21 protein-coding genes are annotated in these 20,837 nt (G+C 67.1%); 4 read left to right on the forward strand and 17 right to left on the reverse strand.

Annotated elements, in window-relative coordinates; translation table 11 throughout:
* Positions 1-4: 4 nt before the first annotated feature.
* Genes NMP98_RS12540 through cobN form a run of 3 tightly spaced genes read right to left on the reverse strand, consistent with a single transcriptional unit; the run spans position 5 to position 5,326 of the window.
* Entirely contained in the window at positions 5-760 is a 756-nt protein-coding gene (locus NMP98_RS12540) for a cobalt-precorrin-7 (C(5))-methyltransferase (RefSeq protein WP_254858064.1), read from the reverse strand.
* Entirely contained in the window at positions 757-1,458 is a 702-nt protein-coding gene (locus NMP98_RS12545; RefSeq protein WP_254858067.1) for a precorrin-8X methylmutase, read from the reverse strand. The genes NMP98_RS12540 and NMP98_RS12545 overlap by 4 nt, the downstream gene beginning before the upstream one ends.
* The gene (cobN, locus tag NMP98_RS12550; RefSeq protein ID WP_254858068.1) at positions 1,448-5,326 is read right to left on the reverse strand and encodes a cobaltochelatase subunit CobN; all 3,879 of its coding nucleotides are present in this window, start codon (positions 5,324-5,326) and stop codon (positions 1,448-1,450) included. The genes NMP98_RS12545 and cobN overlap by 11 nt, the downstream gene beginning before the upstream one ends.
* 34 nt (positions 5,327-5,360) lie before the next feature.
* Here cobN and NMP98_RS12555 point away from each other — a divergent pair, with 34 nt between their 5' ends.
* The 3 genes from NMP98_RS12555 to NMP98_RS12565 are packed head-to-tail and all read left to right on the forward strand — an operon-like array spanning position 5,361 to position 8,423.
* Positions 5,361-7,478 (forward strand): VWA domain-containing protein, encoded by a 2,118-nt coding sequence (locus NMP98_RS12555; RefSeq protein WP_254858069.1) that lies wholly within the window; start codon positions 5,361-5,363, stop codon positions 7,476-7,478.
* Between the two features lie 40 nt (positions 7,479-7,518).
* The gene (locus NMP98_RS12560; protein WP_254858070.1) at positions 7,519-7,707 is read left to right on the forward strand and encodes a CbtB domain-containing protein; all 189 of its coding nucleotides are present in this window, start codon (positions 7,519-7,521) and stop codon (positions 7,705-7,707) included.
* A complete protein-coding gene (locus NMP98_RS12565) occupies positions 7,707-8,423 on the forward strand; it encodes a CbtA family protein (RefSeq protein WP_254858071.1) in 717 nt (238 codons plus the stop codon). Before NMP98_RS12560 ends, NMP98_RS12565 begins: the two co-directional genes overlap by 1 nt.
* Before the next feature lie 50 nt (positions 8,424-8,473).
* Here NMP98_RS12565 and NMP98_RS12570 read toward each other — a convergent pair whose 3' ends face one another.
* The 13 genes from NMP98_RS12570 to cbiT form a co-directional block, all read right to left on the reverse strand.
* Entirely contained in the window at positions 8,474-10,048 is a 1,575-nt protein-coding gene (locus NMP98_RS12570; RefSeq protein WP_254858072.1) for a glycosyltransferase family 39 protein, read from the reverse strand.
* Between the two features lie 98 nt (positions 10,049-10,146).
* Positions 10,147-10,443, reverse strand: a complete 297-nt coding sequence (locus NMP98_RS12575) for an HVO_A0114 family putative DNA-binding protein (RefSeq protein WP_254858074.1) — start codon at positions 10,441-10,443, stop codon at positions 10,147-10,149.
* A gap of 49 nt (positions 10,444-10,492) precedes the next feature.
* Positions 10,493-11,680, reverse strand: coding sequence for a PQQ-binding-like beta-propeller repeat protein (locus NMP98_RS12580; protein ID WP_254858077.1), 1,188 nt, complete (start codon positions 11,678-11,680; stop codon positions 10,493-10,495).
* Positions 11,673-12,044 carry a DUF3209 family protein gene (locus NMP98_RS12585; protein WP_254858078.1) on the reverse strand — a complete coding sequence of 124 codons (372 nt, stop codon included), beginning with the start codon at positions 12,042-12,044 and terminating at the stop codon, positions 11,673-11,675. Before NMP98_RS12585 ends, NMP98_RS12580 begins: the two co-directional genes overlap by 8 nt.
* A 2-nt stretch (positions 12,045-12,046) precedes the next feature.
* Complete coding sequence (locus NMP98_RS12590) at positions 12,047-13,234, reverse strand: CbiX/SirB N-terminal domain-containing protein (protein ID WP_254858080.1); 1,188 nt, start codon at positions 13,232-13,234, stop codon at positions 12,047-12,049.
* The gene (locus tag NMP98_RS12595; protein WP_254858082.1) at positions 13,234-13,902 is read right to left on the reverse strand and encodes a cobalamin biosynthesis protein; all 669 of its coding nucleotides are present in this window, start codon (positions 13,900-13,902) and stop codon (positions 13,234-13,236) included. Before NMP98_RS12595 ends, NMP98_RS12590 begins: the two co-directional genes overlap by 1 nt.
* On the reverse strand, positions 13,899-14,132 hold the full coding sequence (locus NMP98_RS12600) for a ferredoxin (protein WP_254858084.1): 234 nt from the start codon (positions 14,130-14,132) through the stop codon (positions 13,899-13,901). The genes NMP98_RS12595 and NMP98_RS12600 overlap by 4 nt, the downstream gene beginning before the upstream one ends.
* Positions 14,133-14,134: 2 nt before the next feature.
* Complete coding sequence (gene cobJ / locus NMP98_RS12605) at positions 14,135-15,100, reverse strand: precorrin-3B C(17)-methyltransferase (protein ID WP_254858085.1); 966 nt, start codon at positions 15,098-15,100, stop codon at positions 14,135-14,137.
* A 2-nt stretch (positions 15,101-15,102) separates the two neighbouring features.
* On the reverse strand, positions 15,103-15,963 hold the full coding sequence (locus NMP98_RS12610; protein ID WP_254858086.1) for a precorrin-3B C(17)-methyltransferase: 861 nt from the start codon (positions 15,961-15,963) through the stop codon (positions 15,103-15,105).
* On the reverse strand, positions 15,963-16,940 hold the full coding sequence (cbiG, locus tag NMP98_RS12615) for a cobalt-precorrin 5A hydrolase (protein ID WP_254858087.1): 978 nt from the start codon (positions 16,938-16,940) through the stop codon (positions 15,963-15,965). Before cbiG ends, NMP98_RS12610 begins: the two co-directional genes overlap by 1 nt.
* Position 16,941: 1 nt before the next feature.
* Complete coding sequence (locus NMP98_RS12620; protein ID WP_254858088.1) at positions 16,942-17,829, reverse strand: cobalt-precorrin-4/precorrin-4 C(11)-methyltransferase; 888 nt, start codon at positions 17,827-17,829, stop codon at positions 16,942-16,944.
* Positions 17,822-18,586 carry a cobalt-factor II C(20)-methyltransferase gene (locus tag NMP98_RS12625; RefSeq protein WP_254858089.1) on the reverse strand — a complete coding sequence of 255 codons (765 nt, stop codon included), beginning with the start codon at positions 18,584-18,586 and terminating at the stop codon, positions 17,822-17,824. The genes NMP98_RS12620 and NMP98_RS12625 overlap by 8 nt, the downstream gene beginning before the upstream one ends.
* A complete protein-coding gene (cbiT, locus tag NMP98_RS12630; RefSeq protein ID WP_254858090.1) occupies positions 18,583-19,122 on the reverse strand; it encodes a precorrin-6Y C5,15-methyltransferase (decarboxylating) subunit CbiT in 540 nt (179 codons plus the stop codon). The genes NMP98_RS12625 and cbiT overlap by 4 nt, the downstream gene beginning before the upstream one ends.
* Positions 19,123-19,249: 127 nt before the next feature.
* Here cbiT and NMP98_RS12635 point away from each other — a divergent pair, with 127 nt between their 5' ends.
* On the forward strand, positions 19,250-19,660 hold the full coding sequence (locus NMP98_RS12635) for an HIT family protein (protein ID WP_254858092.1): 411 nt from the start codon (positions 19,250-19,252) through the stop codon (positions 19,658-19,660).
* 12 nt (positions 19,661-19,672) lie between these two features.
* Here NMP98_RS12635 and NMP98_RS12640 read toward each other — a convergent pair whose 3' ends face one another.
* Entirely contained in the window at positions 19,673-20,836 is a 1,164-nt protein-coding gene (locus tag NMP98_RS12640; RefSeq protein WP_254858093.1) for an SPFH domain-containing protein, read from the reverse strand.
* Between the last annotated feature and the right edge of the window lies 1 nt (position 20,837).

Below are 20,837 nucleotides of genomic sequence, written 5' to 3' on the forward strand. Positions count from 1 at the left end.
GACACTACCGCCGCACTGCCAGCACCGAGAGGTCCGAAAACGCCGTCTCCTCCTTCGCATCGATGTCGTCGGCCAGCGCCGACAGCGACGTTCGTGTCACGGATTCCTCGGCGTGAGTCAGCCGTTCGAAGACGAGCGCCTCACAGTCCGGTGCCCCCGCCTCCAGCAGGCGGTGGGCGATTCGCTCCGGCATCCAGTCGTAGGGCCGCGGCAGGACCAGCAGATGCCGGTCACCGACATCGCGCTCCAGTCGCCGGAGGCCGGCCTCGATTGGTCCGCTCTTGTGGAGGGTGACGAACGTCGTCGCCTCCATCGGCGTCCGGGCGCGACTCGCCGCCACCTGTAGCGAGGAAATCCCCGGAACCACCTCGACGGGGGCGAGCCCCTCGACGGCCGATTCGACCTTACCGACGAACTGGTAGCCGGAGTGGTTCGGGTCGCCCATCAACACCGCCGTCCCGCTGGCACCGTCGGCGACGCGTTCGCGGAACGTCGCCAGCACCTCGGGTTCGTCGCGGTAGCCGCAGGTCAGCGCCTCGCCGGTGATTTCCTCGCGGACGAACTCGACGACGGTTTCGAAGCCGACGACAACGTCAGCCTCCCGGATGGCGCGGGCGCCACGCCGGGTGAGGTACTCGGAGTTGCCGGGGCCGATACCGACGGCGTACACCGGTGTCACGCCCCCGTCGACGCCTTCCGTTTCGGGTGCGTCGGCGGCGTATTCGGCCGGTTCGTCGGGGAACTCGATTTCGTCGGTCACTGTTCGGACTCCAGTTCGAGGTCCCCGGACCGCACGTCGCTCGCGACGTGGACCAGTTCGTTCGTCAGCCCCGCAGCGAGGCCGCTTCCGCCCCGTCGGCCGACGTTCGTAATCGCCGGGACGCCGTGTTCGGAACACACTGAACGCAGTCGCTTACGGCTCTCTGCGGCTTTCACGAAGCCCACAGGTGTGGCGACGACGACTGCCGGTCGGGTACCCTGCTCGATGCAGTCGGCCAGCGCCAGCGCCGCGGTGGGGGCGTTGCCGACGACGGCGATTGCGCCCTCGTAGACGCCCCGCTTGTCGAGTTCGAGCACCGAGGCGGCCGTCCGGGTCATCCCCGTCTCGGCGGCGAGGTCGGCACCGTTGCCGATGGCCTTCCGCACCTCGCAGTCGTGGCCCCGTCCCGTGATGCCGGATTTGACCATCGTGATGTCGGTGACGATGGGGCGTTCATCGAGGACTGCCCGCGCGCCCGTCCGGAGCGGTTCGGAGTCATCGCTCCCCGTAAATCGCACGAGATACTGGAACTCGGGGTCGCCGGTGGCGTGGACGGCCTTCGCCCGGACCCGGTCGGCCAGCGTCTCTTGGGGAACGAGTTCGTGGACGCGGTCCATGCTCGTCTCGGCGATGTCCATCGCCTCGGAAGTGGTCGCACCGAGGTCGGCGTAGGCCTCGAATTCAGGGTCAGTCGTCATCGCTCGTCACCTCCCCGACAGTACCGGGATTCGATGCACGCTCTTCGAGGTCACCGTCGACGGACAGGTTGAGATCTTTCAGTCGCTCTTCAGTCTCGTCGTCGGCGTTCCACAGTCCCCGCTCGATGGCCTCCAACAGCGTGTCGGTGATGGACTCCAGCGCCCACGGGTTCACCTCGCGCAGCCACTCCTGTCTGTCGGCATCGAAGGCGTAGGCCTCGGCGACTTCGTTCCACAGCGTGTCGCTGACGACGCCCGTGGTGGCGTCCCAGCCCAGCGTCACGTCGACGGTCGAAGAGAGGTCGCCGGCGCCCTTGTAGCCGTGTTCTTCCATCGAATCGAGCCACTCCGGGTTCAGCACGCGGGCCCGCATCGCCTTGCGGACTTTCTCCTCGTTGGTGTAGACGGAGACGTTGTCGGGGTCCGAGGAGTCGCCGACGTAGGAGGCGGGTTCCTCACCCGAGACTTCCGAGACGGCGGTGATGAAGCCGCCGTGGAAGGCGTACCAATCGGAGGAGTCGAACTCGTCCTGTTCCATCGTGTCCTCGATTTTGACCGTCGCCTCGACGTTGCCGAGGCGGCGCCGGAAGGCGTCGTGGTCCTCGCTGACGCGGCCGCGAGAGCCCATCGCATAGCCGCCCCACTGGACGTACACCTCGGCCAAATCCGAACGGTCCTCCCAGTTCCCTTCGTCGACGGCCTTGTTCGTGCCGGCGCCGTAGCCGCCCGGTCGCGTCGTGAAGACGCGTGGCATCGCGGCGTCGCGGGCCTCGTCGGGGTCTACCCCTTCGGATTCCAGTTCCTCGGTTTCCTCCTCGACGTGTTTCTTCACGTAGTTCATCTCGTGGGGTTCATCGAGGTCGACGACGGCCTCGACGGCGTCGTGGATGACGCCGGCGGCCTGCGGGAAGGCGTCCCGGAACAGCCCCGACACCCGCGTCGTCGCGTCGACGCGGGGACGGCCCAACTCCTCCAGCGGAATCGGCTCTACGCCGTCGATTCGGCCGGCGTCGGTCCAGACGGGTTCGACGCCCATCAGCGCGAGCACCTGTGCGATGGTCTCCCCGCGCGTGCGGACGGTGGGCGTCCCCCAGGCGACGACGCCGACCTCTTCGGGGTACTCGTCGTGTTCGCCGTGGTGGCGCTGTAGCGTCCCATCAGCGACCTCCCGTCCGACCTCCCACGCCGACTTGGCGGGCACCTTCCGTGGGTCCAGCGTGTAGAAGTTCCGACCCGTCGGCAACAGGTCGACGCCGCCGCGAGTGGGCGCACCGGAGCCACCCGGCGGGACGTACTCGCCGTTCAGGGCGTCGGCGGTCTGTGGAATCTCGTCTTCGGCGCCGAAGACACGCGGGGCGGCCTCCTCGAAGATGAACGCCAGCACCTCCCGTAAGTCGTCGTGGGCGCCGCCGGCCACGCGTGCATCGCCGAGGGGGTCGATGTCGACGACGAGTAAGTTCATGTTCACCTCGTCGTCGGGGTCGGCGTCGACTTCGGATTCGGGTACGTCGAAGCCCTGTTCGGCGAGTGTCTCGACCAACTCGACGCTCGTTTCGTGGACTGCGTCGGCGGCTTGGGAGTAGGTCATTCCGAGCGCCTCGTCGTACTCGCCCGGCGAATCGAGCATCCGTTGGTAGTCGATGCCCAATACCCCCGCAACGCTCTCGCGGAGACTGGGTGCGCCGGCGTTTTCGAGTCGCGTCAGCGCGACGAGATACTCGATGAGGCGGTCGCCTTCGGGCGGTTCACCCATCGTGTGCAGCCCCATCCGAATCTGGGTCGTCTTCACGTCTGTCAGGTAGGCGTGGATGCGCTCTACGAGTTCATCGATGTCGACATCCTCGCCGTCTACGGCACCTTCCGCGAGCGTCGTGCCGGCTTCGTCGGGACCGCGAACGTCGGCCTGTTCGTCTATCTCGCCGGCGATACCCAACTCGACGGCCAAATCGAGTTCCTCGACTTTCTCCCGGAGGAGCCGTTCGACCGTCTCGCCGGCCGCGCTGCCGGCCTCGCGGTACTGGTCGGCCAGTTCTTCGAGTTCCGCGAGGTCGTCGTAGGTCCCTGCCGAGGCCATCGGCGGCGTGAGATAGTCGATGATTGCGGCATAGGAGCGCCGCTTCGCTTGGGTCCCCTCGCCGGGGTTGTTCACGATGTAGGGGTAGACGTTCGGCAAATCGGCGAGGAGCGCGTCGGGGGCGCTCCCGGAATCGAGGCCGACGGTCTTCCCGGGGAGCCACTCCAGGGAGCCGTGGGTGCCGAGGTGGACGACGGCGTCGGCGTCGAAGTCGTTGCGGAGCCACGCGTAGAAGGCGTAGTAGTCGTGTGGCGGCTGGAGGTCCGAATCGTGATACACCTTCGAAGGGTCCATCCCGAACCCACGCGGCGGCTGGACGGTCACGAGGACGTTGCCGAACTCGACGCCGGGAATGGCGAAGGGTCGCTCCGGCGGGTCGCCCCACTCCTCCAGAACGTTCTCGCGGAAGGCCTCGTCGGCGTCGCTCCACCACGACTCGTATTGCTCCGAGGAGACGATGTCGACCGAACGCTCCCGGACGTCTTCGGGCGCGACCCAGCGGTCGTCGAGCGTCAACTGCGATGTGAGCGTCTCGACGAGGTTCTGGCCCGATTCGGGGAACTGTCCACCTAACTCGTAGCCTCGGCCTCGGAGTTCCGACAGCAGATTTACCGTCGATTCCGGCGAGTCGAGGCCGAAGGCGGTGCCGATGCCATCGTCGCTCGGCGGGTAGTTGTGCAGGACGACAGCGACGTTCTTCTCGTCGTTGGGGGTGTGACGGAGGGTCGCCCAGTTGACCGAAAGCGAGGCGGCGTGGTCGATGCGGTCCTCGATGGGGAAGTGCTGTTTCGGCGCCGACCCGATGCCAGCGGTGTCGTCGGTGCGTTCCTTCCCGGAGATGGGGTGGGTGATGACGTTGCCGTCGAACTCCGGCAGCGCAACCGACAGCGCGAGTTCGAACCCCATCACGCCGGTGTCGCTCGACTCGTATCGGGAGCGCGAGCGCATCGTTGTCACCGTCTGGAGGACGGGCACGCCGAGACGCTTGAGGAACACTTCCTCTGCGTCGCCGCCCTCGTCGTCGGCATCGCGGCCGCGCTCGGCCATCGACAGCGAGAACATGAACGACGAGCACACCGCATCGACGAGCGGTTCGCCCGCCTCGTCAGTTAGCCACTCGTCGACGACCCATTCGGCGTCTTCCTGTTCGTCGGTGTCGGTGACGGGATTACAGAACACGGGCAGAGCGTCGGCGCCCTCGGCTTCGATGGCTTCCACGAGCGCGTCGACGTAGCGGGTGTTCTCGTGGGTCCAGTGGGACTCGTAGAACCACACCGCGACGGTCGGCGTCTCGGGGTCCAGCGTCGCCCGCAACTCCTCGTAGGAAGTGCCGGGATACTCGGGGTGATACACCCCTTCGGTCGGCAGGTCGACGGGGTCGTCGTAGGTCGGTTCCTCGGGCGTGAATCGGTCGACCAGATACCGGACGGCGTTGGCGAGGTTCGCGCTTCCGCCGCGTTCGAGGTACGCCGAGACGGTGTCCCGAACGCTCCCGGGGACGGACGTGTCTTCGATGGCGAAGGCGTCGCCGGTCGCCTTCACGACGACGGGGACGCCTGCCTCGTAGCAGGCTTCGATAGCGCGGTCGTAGCCGGGCATGCTGTCCTCACCGCCGTGAAGCCACAGCACGGCCACGTCGCAGTCGGTCAGTTCGTCGCAGAACGCCTCGACGGCTTCGGGGTCGTCGAGGTCGCTCTCCGAGCGGACGACGAGGTCCGAACCGACCTCGCCGGCGGCGCGTTGTAACGCGCCCAGTTCGTTTTCGGTCGCGGTGTAGAGTCCAACCCGTGGCATAATATTGATAAACTCCGGTTGTGCTAATACAATTGTGTTTGATTCGGGCGAAACCAAAAGCGTTTCCACGCCGTTCGGGGCGGTGGTCGGCCAAGGGCGACTGAAGGAGGCGCTCTTGGCGGTCGCGGTCGACGACGGCCTCGACGGCCTGCTCGTCTCCGGCGAGAAGGGGACCGCAAAGTCGACGCTCGTCCGCGGCCTCGCGGAGTTGTTGCCGGCACAACGCGCCGTCGCGGACTGTCCCTACGGCTGTCCGCCGGACGACCGCACCCGGCAGTGTGAATCCTGCCGCGAGCGCGCGGCGCTGCCGGTCGAGACGCGGCCCGTCCCGCTCGTGACCCTCCCACTGGGGGCGACACGGGACCGCGTCGTCGGGACGCTGTCGGTCTCCGACGCCCTCGCAGGCGACGCCGAGTTCGACCCCGGCCTGCTCGCCCGTGCCAATCGCGGCCTGCTGTACGTCGACGAAATCAACCTCCTAGAGGACCACCTCGTCGACGTATTGCTCGACGCCGCTGCCTCGGGCGTCAACCGCGTCGAACGCGACGGTGTCAGCGTCGCCCACCCCGCTGAGTTCACCCTCGTCGGGACGATGAACCCAGAGGAGGGCGACCTTCGGCCGCAACTCCGGGACCGCTTCGGTCTCTCCGTCGAGGTGCAGGGTGAACGCGACATAGACGACCGCGTCGCCGTCATCGACGGCGACCTCCACGGCGCGTCGTCGGCCGACGACGACACCGACGACCACCGCCGGCGACTCGACCGGGCGCGTGACCTGCTCGATTCGGTCGCGCTGACCGACGACCAGAAGCGGGATATTGCGGAGTTGTGTGTCGATGCCGGCGTCGACGGCCACCGTGCGGACATAGCGACCGCTCGCGCCGCCCGCGCGCTCGCGGCGCTCGCCGGACGCCCCACGGCCACCGACGGCGACATCCGACGGGCCGCCGAACTCGCGTTGAACCACCGGATGCAGTCGGCGCCGTTCGAGGACGCACCCGATGCTGAGGAGGTCATAGACGACCACTTCGAGGACGGCGAGGGCGAACAGGACGCAGAGGAGTCAGCCGACGAGGACGCCGGCTCCGAGTCCGAACCGGGCTCCGATGTCCATCCGGACGGCGCTGACGACGGTGAGGACGCCGAAACGGAGCTACAGCCATCCGAGGATTCGAACGACCAGTCCACGCCGGAGGACGGCCCCGAAGCGGACCCGGACGCGGACGGCGACACCGACGACTCCTCGGCTCCGAACCCACAGTCGGGGTCGGCTGACGACGGTGTCGGGGCGCCGAACGACGGTTCCGGTGGGGAGTGTCCGGACTCGGAGTCGGACGACGGAGAAGACGCGACGCCGCTCGTCCCCGGCCAACCCCGAGAGGAACCCGCCGAGAGGCCGGAGGCGGCGGCCGCCCCCGAAATCGACGCCCCAGAGGCCGAGGCAGAAACGGGGTCGGGACGGGCCGGTGTCGCACCCGCGGCGGGCAATCGCGGAACTCGCGTTCGAACGGAACGAACGGACGGCACGGCCGGAATCGACGCGGCCGCGTCGGCCCGCACCGCAGCCAAACGGGGGTCCTCGCGAATCGACCAACGCGACCTTCGACAGTCGGTGCGGTCTGGCGACGGCGAGGCGCTGGTCGTCTTCGCCGTTGACGCCAGCGCCTCGATGCGACCGGCGATGCGGGCGGCGAAGGGCGTCACGCTCGAACTGCTGGAAGACGCATACACCGAACGGGACAGCGTCGCCGTCGTCGCTTTCGCGGGCGAGGACGCGCAGGTGCTGTTGCCGCCGACGGACTCGGTGACGCTCGCGGCGCGACACCTGAAGGAACTACCGACCGGCAACCGGACGCCGTTGCCGGCGGGGCTTCGGACAGCGAAGGAGGTCGTCGACGCCGCCGACCCGGAAGCGGCCGTGGTCGTCGTCGTCTCGGACGGTCGGGCCAACGCCGCGGAATCACCGACCGCTGAGACGCGGCGAGCGGCCGAATCCCTCGCTGAGACGGGCGCCCGCGTCGTCTGTGTCGACGCCGGTGAACGACGGGGTGTACTCGGTGAAGTCCTCGTCGCGACCGACGGCGAGCGCGTCCCGCTCGACGCCCTGACGCCCGAACGTGTCGAGCGGGCCGTCACCGACGCCCGTCGATAGATTTACAATCTTGCTTGTTCTTTACGCAATTAGAATTTCAATGTCGGCAGCCAACGACTCCGTTCGGAACCGAATCGACACCGCCCGTGCGACGCTCTCGCCGACGGAGGCCGCAGTCGGTCTCCTGGCTGTGACGCTCGCGCTGTTCCTGTTGGCGTTCGCACAGGAACCGCTCGTCCACGACGCGATGCACAACGGCCGCCACGTCGCGGGCGTCGTCTGTCACTGATGTACGACGCGCTCCGACGCGGGGCGATTGCCGGTGCGGTCGGCGGCGGCGCCTACGGGCTGTACGTGGCGCTGGTCGGCAACCCCCTCGTCGCACACGCCGAGGAACTGGCCAATCACGGCCACGAACACGGACACGAGGCGACTGCCGTCGCCGACGGCATCACGAGCGTCGTCTCCGTCGGCGGCAGCGCCGCCCTCGGCCTGCTGTTCGGTCTCGTCGTCTTCGGTCTCGTTGGGTATCTCCTCGAACCGGCGTTGCCCGACAGCGGCGGGAGCTACCTGCTCGGACTCGGCGGCTTTCTTACGGTATCCGGCGTCCCGTGGCTCGTCTTGCCCCCGGCGGCGCCGGGCGTCGAGACGGCGATATCGACCGACCTCGCGCTGTATCTGTACGCCGGTCTGATGGCCGTCGGTGCCCTCGCTTGCCTCGCTTCCGGGTGGGTGTATCACCGACTCGCCGAGTATGGCCGACTGGTCGGCACGGCAGCAGCACTCGCTGTCTTCGCCGCAATCGTCGGCGGCGCCGTCCTCGCAGCACCGGCGCCGGGCTACGAGGGCGGCGTCCCGGGCGCCCTCGAAGCCGCATACATTGGCACCGTCGTGGTCGGGCAACTCGGCCTCTGGGGTGTCACCGCTGCAGTTCACGATAGTCTCGCTGGGTTCGATTCGCCGGGAGAGTGGAACCGCTCGCCATCCGAGTCCCGGGTGCGCTAACGGCCAATCGGAGCCGTCGAACGCCGTCAGTCCGTAGTCGGCTTGACTGGCTACGCCACCGCTTTCACCCCGTTTTTCGAAGCAATCGGGACGTTCCGGTCCCGACACCGTGTCGACGGTGCCGTCGACACGCTCGCGTTCCCTTCGTAGCGGACGACGCTGACGCCGACGAACGACCGGTCGAGGGTTTTGACGTGGGTCCGTCCGGTGATTCGCCCGATTCGGTTCACCTCGCGGTCGGCGACGTGTGAGTAAACGACCCACACCTCGTCGGCCGACCGGACGAGTCGGCTGATTCGTTCGGAGTCTGTCTGGGGTAACCCTGTAGCGGTCTCCGGGCTGACGATTCCCTCGATTCGGTGTGACCGGTCGGTGTACCGGACGACTGCTCGGCGGGTGATACACTCGCTGACGAGCACGACGGCGTCGTCGCTGGCCCGTCGGTCAAGCAGGTCACCGGCCTCGTCCCACTGCTCGCGGTCAGGCGTCGTGTGATACGCGACGGTACCGCCGACCGTTCCGGCGACGAGTGTGACGGCCAACGCAACGACGGCGGCGCGTCGAGCGACCGTCAGTCCCGTGGTGCCGTCTACTACCGACGACCGTAGCGAACCGGCGGCGGGAAGCGCCACGTTCCTGAGTCCTCGCCCGACGAGGACGTACCACGCTGGCGCGGCGACGATGGCGTACCGCGGCCACAGAAACGAGGTCACGAGATACGACGCGACGAGTAACACGCCGAGGGGTACCACCGCGAGCGAAACGGTGAGGGCCGTCCGCCAGTTCGAACGGAGGTCTCGACCGCCGATAGCGGCGAACAGCACGACGGCACAGGCGACCGACACGGCCACCGCCGGATACGGCCACTCGCCGAAGAAGGCGAGCACCGTCTCGCCGATGGCGACCCCGCTGAAGTCGGTGAACGTCAACTCGATACCCGAGAGGAACGTCTCGAACACGAACGCCGCCAGCGGCAGCGCGACCACGCCCCCGGCGACGAGAATGCCGACGGCTCGACCGCCGAGCAACTCGACCACGCGGTCGCGGTGCAACACCCCGACCGCGAAGGCCTGTGCGAGGACCGCCAACCCGGCCATCGGGTGAGTGTAGGTCAACACCGACGCGGCGACCACGTATCCGAGAGCGGTCCGCCGCCCGGCACCGTTCAGGGCACGGACGAGCCACTCCGTCGAGACGATGGTCAACAACACGACCAACGTGTACATCCGTGCTTCTTGGGCGTGGGCGAGTTGGAACGACGAGATGGCCAACAGCCCACCCGCAAGGAAGCCGGTCGGCCGGTCGAACAGCCGACTGCCGAGTCTGACGAGGAGCGGAACCGACAGGATGCCGAAAATCACCGCCGGCGCCCGAACGACAGCTGGGTGGGTGCCGATGAACTCCGTCCACAGGTCCAACAGGACGTAGTACGTCGGGAAGTGGGGTTGATACTGCGGGACGAAGGTGAACAGTTCGTGGGTCGGAACCGTCGAGACGATGTCGAGGGTGGTTATCTCGTCTATCCACAGCGACTCGGCTCCGACTTCGAAGACTCTGAGGACGGCACCGAGGGCGGTCAACGCGAGGAGTCGCGGGTCACTCCACGCGGGAGGGGTTTCGCTCACTACGTCGCCTCTGCCGCCGAGTGGGTGTTAAATCCATGTGAATCGACACGAAACGACAGCCACCCGAACGGGATACGATTTTCACCGTTGTGACGACTCTAGAGGCCGATTTCCAGTTCCATCTCGTCGTAGTCGACGACCGGCCGGTGTGCGCGTCCGTCCCGCTCGAACTCGACGAGTCCCTCGCCGCCGAGCGTCCAGAGGTTGTCGTGGACCTGCCGAACGTCTCGGTCGACCAGTCGAGCGGTCTCGCGGATACTCGACGGTTCCTCGCGGGCGATGGTTCGAAGCAGTTCGATGGTCGTCGGTCGACAGACCAACGATGCCTCCTCGGACGTCAGGGTTCGCGTTTTGGTGCCGTCGGCGCCGGAGAGTCGAAGCGTAATCTCGCTCATGCTGCGACGTGGACGCGGGGCCACTATAACGGCGTGGCTTGGGACAACACTACGGAAGTTCGAGCGCGTAGCGACCCCGGCGTTTCCCGTCGTCGTGGTACCGAACCGGCTCCTCGATGAGCGCACGGCTGTCACCTGCGATGGCGGCGGCCGTCACGACGCCGTCGGTCGTCGCCGAGACCCGGGGGCCGTCCCTCACGTCGAACACCCGCCAGCCGTGTACCGAGGGGTCCCGCTCGCGGAAATGCTGTGCGACCGGCACGAGCAGGCGGCTACCGTCCGCCGCGATGCCGTGGGAGAACCCGCCGACTTCCTCGCGCCACCGTTCGGTCCCCGACAGCGAGTAGCCGAACGCGGTCTGTTCGTTGGGGTGACGCTCGTCGGTCTCCCTGCCCTCTTCGGGGAAGGTGTTGCCGGTCAGGAAGACGGCGCCGTCGTCGCTCGCGTGAACATGGTTGGGGTAGGTGTACACCTCGTCGCCACTCGACCGCTGTGTGCCGAGGTCGGCGCTCCACACCGCGTCGCCGTCGACGATTCGGTAGCCGCGGTAGTCGGCGTGGCTCGTGACGAAGAGGCTCCCGTCGGCGGCCGCCACGTCTCCGATTCGGCGCGTCGCCGTCCGGTCGGTGTCCCAAACCCATCGTTCGGAACCGCCGTTGTCGAGCACAACGAGTCCGTCGTCGTGGTCGCCGGGACAGCGGTTGTACGCCACCGCGACGCCACCGTTGAACGCCGCGAGGGAAATCGGCGAGGCGTCGGCGTCGTAGCGCCAGCGAACGGTTCCGTCCGAGGCGAGGGCGTACACCGAACTCTCGAAGTGACGCCCTCCGTCCCGCCGTTCGTAGCGCCGTATGGCGACGTAGGCGGTGTCGGCGTCCGTGACCGCGTCGACGACCATCGGCAGGAAAAACCGCGTCTCCTTGGTGGGAGTGCCGATGGCGTCGGCGGCGTCGTGTCGCCACCGCTCGGTGCCGTCTTCGAGCAGTCGAACGGCGCCTCGCTTCGACCGCTCGCCGACCAACACGCCCGCCCCGAACGGGACGAGCGTGATGGCGCTGCCCTCGCCGTCGACCGACCAACGCTCGGCGCCGGCGCGGTCGAAGGCACGGACGGTGCCGTCGGCGAGACCGACGACCGGCCCCGAGCCGGTCAGCGTGACGCCCGAACGGCGCCCGGCCTGCCGGGAGCCACAGGAATCGATGTCGCCGAGCGGGATTCGGGTCGCCGTCTCACTCATCGACCGGGAACGCCTCGTGGAGCGTGTGGTGGCTGTCGCCGAGGTCCTCGAGGAGGCTCTCGCCGTGATTCCGGACGCGGTCGAGAGCGGTTTCGGCGTCCCGGACCGCGACGAGACGGCCGCGGAGGTAGTCGTATGAGGGGTCATCGCTTTGTGTCGCGGCGACCTCCTCTTCGAGTTCGACCAACGCGGTATCGAGGTGCCGCGCGCAGTCGGCGAGGGTGTCCGCGTCGGCGAGCGCCGCGATGTGGGGGTCGGGCTCTTCGCCCAACTCCTGACGGGCGTGTTTTCGTGCGGCGTCGTCGTCGACGCCGAGGCTGTTCATCAGGCCGAGTCGAAGCGCTTCGATTTCGTGACAGGTCATGATTAGAGGGTCTGTGAGACCAATTGGGAGACGATGCGGTCGCGGTCGAGCGAGGAGGCGATGCGGTCGGCGTCGTCCGGGGACACCTCGCCGTACCAGACACCGTCGGGGTAGACGGCGACGTTCGGGCCGTCGCCACACTGGCCGAGACACGACGAACGCGTAATTCGGGCGTCGACGCCGCACTCGCGGACGGCCTGCCGGAGTCGCTCCAGCACCGTCGCCGCACCGTCGCTCGCACAGGTTCGGTTCGTACAGACTGAGACGTGTTTTTCGGGGGCGTCGTGGACGTGGGGCTCGTCGTCGACTTGGGAGCGGTCGGCGTGGGCGGCCCGATGGGTCATCGCTCGCAGCATCGCACGCGCACCACCCGAATCGCCCTCGAAACCGTCCATCTCGACTTTGTACTTGCAGGTGTCACACGACATCGACACGTCGCCGGCACGGGCCTCCTCGAATCGGTCGGCCAGCACCTCCAGCAGTCGGTCGTCGGTGCCAAGAGGTTCGCCACACCCGGCGTCGACGTAGGGGTAGTCGGCGTCGAACTCGGCTGCACCCTCGCGGATGCGTTCCGTGAGCACGCCGTCGCCGAGCATGTACGGCAGGACGACGACGGCGTCCGGGCGACGCTTGGCGACGGTGTGCAGCGTCTCGTCCAACAGCGGTTCGGTGACGCCGATGAACGACGCCTCGACGCCGGCGAACTCACGGCCCTCGTACAGCAGGCGGGCGAGTTTGTGTACGTCGGCGTTGGAGTCGGGGTCGGAAGATCCTCGGGCACACACCACGACGATGACGTCGTCGTCTTCGCGAGCGACGCCCAATTCGTCTTCGACGGCGGCCGCGCGGTCGTCGAGCAACTCCACGATGGCCGGGTGGACGCCGAGGTGTCTTCCGTTGTGGAGTGAGACATCGTACTCCGTTCGGGCTTCGTTGACGACGAGCGGCACGTCGGCCTTGACGTGGCTCGCGGCGAACAACGACAGCGGGATGACGGTCACGTCCGTCGCCGTGGGTGCGAGCGACCCGACGGCCTCGGCGATGGTCGGGTCAGCCAACTCGATGAACCCGGCGTCGACCGGCAGCCCGAGCCTCCCTTCGAGGTTCGCTGCGAGGGTTCGGACCTGCTCGTTGGATTTCTCGCGGCGCGACCCGTGGCCCGCCAGCACGACGGCTTCACCGTCCAACATCAGTACCCCTCCGCTTGCTCGACGCTCCGGCGAAGTTTCCGTCGCCGACTCGGCGCGAACAGCCCGGAGTTCTCGCTGCCTTCGTACACCCACTCGCCGAACGCCGGTGCGGCGGCGTCATCGAGACCGAACCAGTAGCCGCCCGACGACGTTTCCGAGATGGCGTCGTGTGGCGCCTCGACGCTCGCGTCTTCGAGTAGCGTCCCGACCTGTTCGAGCAGTTTCTGCTCGTCGTGGACGAACGAGATGCCGACGGTTCCGTCAGAGGACTTGAAACAGACGGTTCCACACCCTTCCAGCAGGCCGCGGAGTAGTTGGCGGTCGAATTCTGCGAGTGCGTCGAGGCGATAGCCGCCCGAGTCGCCCTCGAAGGGGAGTCCGAGCGCGGCGGCCGCGCGGTCGCCGACGCCCCCGAGCGCCTGCACCGTGTAGGTGTCCGTCGACCGGGTAATCGAGGTGTCGTGGGCGTACTCGCGGTCGACGATGCGGTGGTTGACGCCCTCGGCGCCCGCGATGGCGGCGAGGCGTTCGGCGGCCGTCTCGTCGTTCGTCCAGACGGTCACGCCATCGTTCGTCACCTCGCCGTCGCCGATGACGCGGCCCCAGAAGTACGCCGTCTCGGGGTGGGCATCCAGCAGGTTCCGCGGGGCGCCGGTCTCGACGCTCACGGCTCCACCTCCTCCACCGAAATCGCGTCCAGTGGGCAGGCGGCAGCGGCCTGCTCGGCGTCCTCGCGGTTGCCGTCGTCGAACGTTGCGGTGAGTCGACCTTCCTCACGGTCGCCACCGGGCAGCGTCACGAGGCCGTCCTCAGCCTCAGCGAAGCGTCCGTCGCGGACGAGACAGGCGAAGACGCCGTCACACGCCTCCAGGTCGACTGAAACGGTGTATTCGGTCATCGTCAGTAGTCGTACTTCGTCTCGTAACCGCGCGGGGTGACCATCCGGCCGTCCCACACGTACGTTTCTTCGTTGCCGACGACGATGGTCGTCGTCATGTCGACGATGTCCTCCTCGCCGAGCTCCGGGAGTGTTCCGAGGTCCGTGATTCGGGTCGCCTCGTCCTCTCGGGAGGCACCGTGGACGATGCCGACCGGCGTCTCGGGGTCGCGGTGCTCCAGCAGGATTTCACAGCAGCGCTGGAAGTTCTCCCGGCGCTTGCGGCTCCAGGGGTTGTAGATGGCGATGGTAAAGCCCTCGCCCGCGACGGCGTGCAGGCGCGATTCGATGTCCTCCATCGGCGTCAGGTGGTCCGACAGCGACACCGAGACGGTGTCGTTGACCAGCGGGGCGCCGAGGCGGGCCCCACAGGACTGTGCGGCGGGGACGCCCGGCACCACCTCGAAGTCGACCGCCGAGGCGGTGCCGCCCTTCGATTCCAGTATCTCCAGTGCCAACCCCGCGAGCGCGTACACGTTCGGGTCGCCCGACCCGACGATGGCCACGTCGTTGCCCGCCAGCGCGCGGTCGATGGCCTCCTCGGTTCGGGAGACCTCCCCGCACATTGGCGTCGAGTAGATGTCGTCGGCGTCGTCGGTGATGTCGTCGGGCAGGAGGTCGATGTAGGTCGTGTAGCCGACGATGTGTTCAGCGTCGGCCAGCGCTGCCTTCGCGCGGGCGGTCATCCCCTCCGGTTCGCCGGGGCCGAGTCCGACAGCGAGGAGGCGCCCGGGGTCGCCCTCGAAGTCCTCGACGGTGGCGCCGACCTCCTTCTCGCCGTCAGAGGCGGATGCACCGCAGTTCGAGGCTGACGAAGAATCGCTGGCGGCGCCACAGTCACTCTCGCTGGACGTGTCAGTGCTGGATGTCCCGCACTTCGATTCCGTACTCGATGCTGCTGCCGTATCCGTAGTGTCGTCGGTGCTCATTGTCAGAAGTCCTCCACCTCGCGGCCGCCGCGCGGCGTCACGAGATACTCGCCGTGGTCGTTGCGCCACTCGTGGGATTCGTGGGTGCCGATGAGAATCGAGGTGCCCATTCCGCCGACCTTCTCGTCGAATTGGGTGGCCTCGCCGAGCGTCGTGATGGTGTGGGTCTCGTCGTCGAGGTTGCGTCCGGCCTCGCCGCGGCCGGCGTCGTTGAAGATGGCGACGGGCACGTCGTCGGCCCGCTGTTCGCGGACGACCTCGATGGCCCGCTCGTAGTCGCGCCAGCAGTTGTACAGCACGATGACGAACCCCGAAATCGCGGCCGCGCGCAACTTCTCTGCGATTTCGTCCCAGCCACGCCACTTATCGGACAGCGAGACGGTGCAGAAATCGTTGGAGAGGGGCGCACCGAGGTTCGCCGCACCGCCGAGCGCCGCCGTCACGCCGGGGACGATTTCGATTGGAACGTCGTACGCTTCCTCCTCTTCGGCCATCAGGAAGACCAAATCGGACTTCCCGTAGACGTTCGGGTCGCCGCCGGAGACGTGGGCTACGTCCTGTCCGTCTCGGACGCGTTCGAAGGCCTCTTGGGTCAACTCGACCTGTTGGCCCATCGACGACCGGACGATTTCCTGTTCGTCGCCGGTTGGAGTTGTCGTGGCCCCGCCATCGGTCGCGGTCTCCGGCGGAATCGTGCCGTCCTGTCGAAGGAACTCCTGATAGAGGTTCGAGGCGATGACGCAGTCGGCGGTTCGAATCACGTCGCGGGCCCGCTGTGTCATCGCATGCGGCAGCCCCGGACCGATGCCGACGACGTACAGCGTGCCGTAGTCGTCGGTGTCCGCGTTCGTTTCTCCCGACATCACCGCCCCACCGCCACGGTCACGGCCTCGTCGAATCGCTCTTTTTTCCGTGCCAGTTCGTGCTCGCGGCCGCCCGCAATCGCCGACGCCTCGGCGATGCCGGGCCAGCCGATGAGTTCCTTCGCCCGCGAGGGGGTCGGTCCCTCGTGGTCGAGCAAAGTGTCCTTCTCGAAGAGGACGACGCCGGCGCCTATCTCTTGGGCGGCTTCGTAGAGCCCTTCCTCGCCCTCCTTTCGGGTGGCGGTGGCGACGAACTCCACGTCCGAGAAGTCGAGGTCGAGGTCGGCCAGCGCGGCCTCCCACGCGTCCAGCACCTGTGATTTATCGACGCCATCGACGGTTCCCGTCCCCAACACGACGCCGTCGTCGTTGCGTTTCATCACGGTCACGTCGTCCCCCACGAGGACGGCCCGGGGGCCGTCGAGGCGTTCGACGGATTCGATGTCGTCGTTCAACACGGCGAGGTTCGTCGCCACCGTCGAATCGCCATTGACGACGTGTGCATCGAGGGCTTTGGCCTTCGACTCGATGCCCTGCTTGCCCGCCGCTTCCGAGGCGGTCGTCATCGCCGGAACGGCGCCCATCTTCGAGAGGTCGTGGGCGACCTGATTCGCGCCGTGGTGGCCGCCCGTTATCGGGATGGCCCACGTCAACTCCTCGTCGACGACGACGAGTGCGGGGTCGTCCCACTTGTCGTCGAGCAGGTGCGCCGTCTTCCGCATCGCGATGCCGGAGGCCATCAGGCCGACGAAGCAGTCGTACTCGCCCCAGTGCTCTTCGAACACCTCGCCGTGGTACTCGATGATGTCGATGGCGTCGTAGTCGTCTGTCAGTTCCGCCTTGATGTCCTCCGCGACCGGCAGTTTCCGCTCGAAACTGACGATGGCGATTTCCTCTGCGACTTCGCCATCCGAGTCGGGCGTCGCGCAGTGACCGCCGCTGTCGTCGCTCGTGTCGGTGTCGTTGTCAGTGCTCATGTCAGTCGTCACTCTCCGCGGTGTCGTTCGCGTCGTTTTCGCTCCGATTCGCCCAATCACCGTACAGGTACGACCGCTCGTAGCCGGCACCCGCGGCCGCCTCGCCGACCAGCACCATCGCCGAGGCGCGGTAGCCCGCCTCGGCCAGTTTCTCGCCGATGTCGGCGACAGTGCCTTCGATTACGTCCTCGTCGGGCCAGGAGGCGTGATACACTACCGTGACGGGCGTTTCGGGGTCGACGCCTTCCGCCAGCAGGCGGTCCATCGTATCGCCGACGGCGTGGGTTCCGAGGTAGATACAGGTCGTCACGTCGCCCATTTCGACGAAATCCGCGATGTGGTCGTCTTCGGGGTCCAGTGTCTTCCCCTGCGGCCGGGTGAAGGCGACGTGGTTGGCCGTCTCGTTGAGCGTCAACTGCGTCCGAAGGGTTGCACTCGCCGCGAACGCCGAGGTGACGCCCGGAACGAGGTAGGTGGGAACGCCCTCGTGTTCGAGTGCGTCCATCTGCTCTAAGGCGGCGCCGTAAATCGCGGGGTCCCCCGAGTGGAGACGGACGACTTCGCGTCCGTCCTCGTGGGCGTCCCGCATGAGGGGAATCAGCTCTTCGAGGTCCTTGCCGACGCTGTTGACCAACTCGGCGTGGTCGCAGTACGCTTCCAGCAGTTCGCTGTTGACCAACGAGCCGGCGTGAACGACGAGGTCGGCGGCTTCCAGCGCCTCCCTGCCGGCGACGGTCAAAAGTCGAGGGTCGCCCGGTCCGGCGCCGACGAAGGGGATGCCCTCCTGTTCGTCGCCCGCGGTGTGGTCGTAGACGCGCTCGTCGCGTTCGTGGGCGTGTTTCTCGCGTTCGGCGTCGATGGCGCTCTGGGGGTCGGTATTCTCAGTCATCGTACACCTCGTCACCTGCGGCCTCAGCAGTCGCGATTTCTTCTCGGTGGACACCGCCGTCGGCCGTCGTTTCCCGACCGAACGCGGCGGTCGCCGGCTCCTCGCCGACGCCCGGCTTCTCGGCGTAAGCGACGGTGTAGTAGTCCCGTTCGGCCAGTTGGTCGGGGTCGTCGGTCACTATCGACTCGTGGCCGTCCATGAACAGCCGCCGGCCGTAGGTCACGTCGTAGCCGGAATCGCGGAGTTTCTCGTGGGTCGCGGGCACGTCTGTCACCTTGAACAACACGAGTCGGTCGGGACCGACGGGGGCGGCACCGTTTGCGGCCTCCCGCAACACGAGGTCCGACCCGGCCGTGATTTCGATGTCGAGTGCGGTCGCGAACGCCGTCACCGTCGAGACGCCCGGGACCACTTCGAGGTCGACGTCGGGGTGGAACCGCTCTAAGGTTCGGCGCAGGTGGCCGAACGTCGAGTAGACGTTGGGGTCGCCCAGCGTGACGAACGCCGCGGTCCCGTCCTCGGCGCGTGGTGCGACCTCCTCGGCGGCGGCCTTCCAGGCCCGCCGGAGTTCGTCCTCATCGCGTGTCATTGGGAAATCGAGGTCGCCCAGTTGGGATTCGGCGACGTACTCGCATGCGACGTTGCGGGAGAGCCGACCGGGCGTGTACACCACGTCGGCCGACTCTAGCAGTTCCCGACCGCGGACCGTAATCAGTCCGGCGTCGCCGGGTCCCAACCCGATGCCGTACAGCGTCATGTCGCCCCTCCGACGATGACGTACACCGGGTTGTTCGAGTCGAAACTCGTCGCACCGGCGAGTTCGTAGCCCGTCGACACCTGTAGTTGGACGACCTCCTCGAAGAGGTTCCGCTCGCGGAACGCCCGGACGGCGTCGCCGGCGATTTCGAGCCGCGAGACGTTCATCACGACCCGGTCGATACCCGTCTCGGCGGCGAAATCGAGGACTTCCTCGTAGTTCCGCGACCCACCTAAAAACAGGGCGTCGGCGTCCTCCGGCAACCCCTCGGGGGCCTCCCCTTCGAGTAGTTCGACGCCCTCGATGTCGTTGGCCGTGAGGTTCTTCTCGGTCGTCTCCAGCCGTTTCGGTTTCCGCTCGATTGCGGTCACTCGGCCGGCCTGACGGGCAGCCTCGACGGTCACCGCGCCCGTACAGGAGCCGACTTCGATGAAGTGGTCGGTCGGACCCAACTCCAGTTTCCCGAGGGTCACCGACCGGACCTCCGGCTTCGTCGGCCCCGCCTTCGCGTCGTGTGGAAGCGCTACGCGTGCCATAGGACTACAACTGCAGGCGCAGGTAAAACAATTATGCTTGTTTTAGATAAATCCTACTTTCCATTCGGGCTGGTAGGGTTGTTCCTCCGACACAGCACATTTGAGGGTTCCCCACGCAATCGGCGGTATGGCTGACTGCGTCTTCTGTGACATCGTCGCCGGCGACGCGCCCGCCTATCGACTTCACGAGACCGACCGTACGCTCGCCTTCCTCGATATCGAGCCGCTGAACCCCGGTCACGCGCTCGTCATGCCGAAACCCCACCGCGAGACGCTGACCGAGATGGACGAAGATCTCGTCGCAGATACGTTCCGGAGCGCCCGAGTGGTCGCCAAGGCCATCGAGACGGTCTTCGACCCCGACGGCCTGAACCTCCTGCAGGCCAACGGCGAAGCGGCCGGACAGGAGGTGTTCCATGCCCACGTCCACGTCCTGCCGCGCTACGAGGACGACGACGTGGAAGTCAGTTGGCCGGCCGGGGAACTGACTGAAGCGGAGGCAACGGAGGTCGCAGAGAAGATTCAGTCGGCGCTGTAAATCAGTCCGCTCTCACTCGATGCTTTCGTCGAGTTCGAGGTCTTCGCTTTCGATGTCGGCGCTCTCGACGTCCGCGCTCTCGATGTCGTACTCCACGTCGCCGTCGCCGGCGGCGAGTTCCTCGATGTCGTCGATGCCGAGTAACTCCCTGGTCTCGGCGTCGAAATCGAGCGATTGGAGGTTCGTCCCGCCGTCGTCGACGCTCCCGGAGAGGTGTCTGCCGTACCGGGAGAGCAGCGAGGTCATCTCCTGTGGCAGGACGAACGTCGTCGACTCGCCGGTGCCGATTTCTTCCAGCGTCTCCATCCCGCGTTCGACGATGGCACGTTCGCCCATCGACTCGGCGGATTTCGCCCGCAGCACCGTCGAGATTGCCTCCCCTTGGGCCTCCAGAATCTGGGACTGCTTTTCGCCCTGGGCTTCGAGGATGTTCGCGGTCTTGTCACCCTCGGCGCGTTCGATGGCCGAGCGGCGCTTACCCTGGGCTTCCAGAATCATCGCCCGCCGCCGGCGCTCGGCGGCGGTCTGCTGTTCCATCGCGCCTTGGACCTTCGGCGAGGGGTTGACCTCCCGGACCTCGACGGCCTCGACGCGGATACCCCACTCGTCGGTCGGGCCGTCGAGTTCCCGCCGGATGCGGGTGTTGATGCGCTCGCGGTTCGACAGCGTCTCGTCGAGTTCCATATCCCCCAGCGCCGCCCGGAGCGTCGTCTGGGCGAGGTTCGAGGTCGCACGCTCGTAGTCTTCGACTTCGAGGAACGCCCGCTTTGCGTCCATCACGCGAATGTAGACGACGGCGTCGGCGGTCACCGGCGAGTTGTCCTGCGTGATGGCCTCCTGTCGCGGCACGTCGATAGTCTGGGTTCGCATGTCGAAGGGGTACGTCCGGGAGACAAAGGGCGGGACGACGTGGAGGCCGGGTTCGAGTAGTTCGCGGAACTCGCCGAACACCGTCAGCGCCTGCTTCTCGTAGGCCTCGACGATTTCGACCGCACTGGCGACCGCGGCGATGGCGATGACGAGCAGCGCGAGGCCGGCGACGACGAGCGGGTCGAAATCGATGATATCGAGCCAAACGGCCGCTCCGACCGCGAGCACGGCGAGAAGGACAGCAGTCGCCCACGTCGAGAGGCCGGCGCTCTTGCGACCGAGTTCGCGGGCGGCGCTGTCTGACATA

This window comes from Natronomonas gomsonensis, assembly GCF_024300825.1.
GTDB classification, from domain to species: domain Archaea; phylum Halobacteriota; class Halobacteria; order Halobacteriales; family Haloarculaceae; genus Natronomonas; species Natronomonas gomsonensis.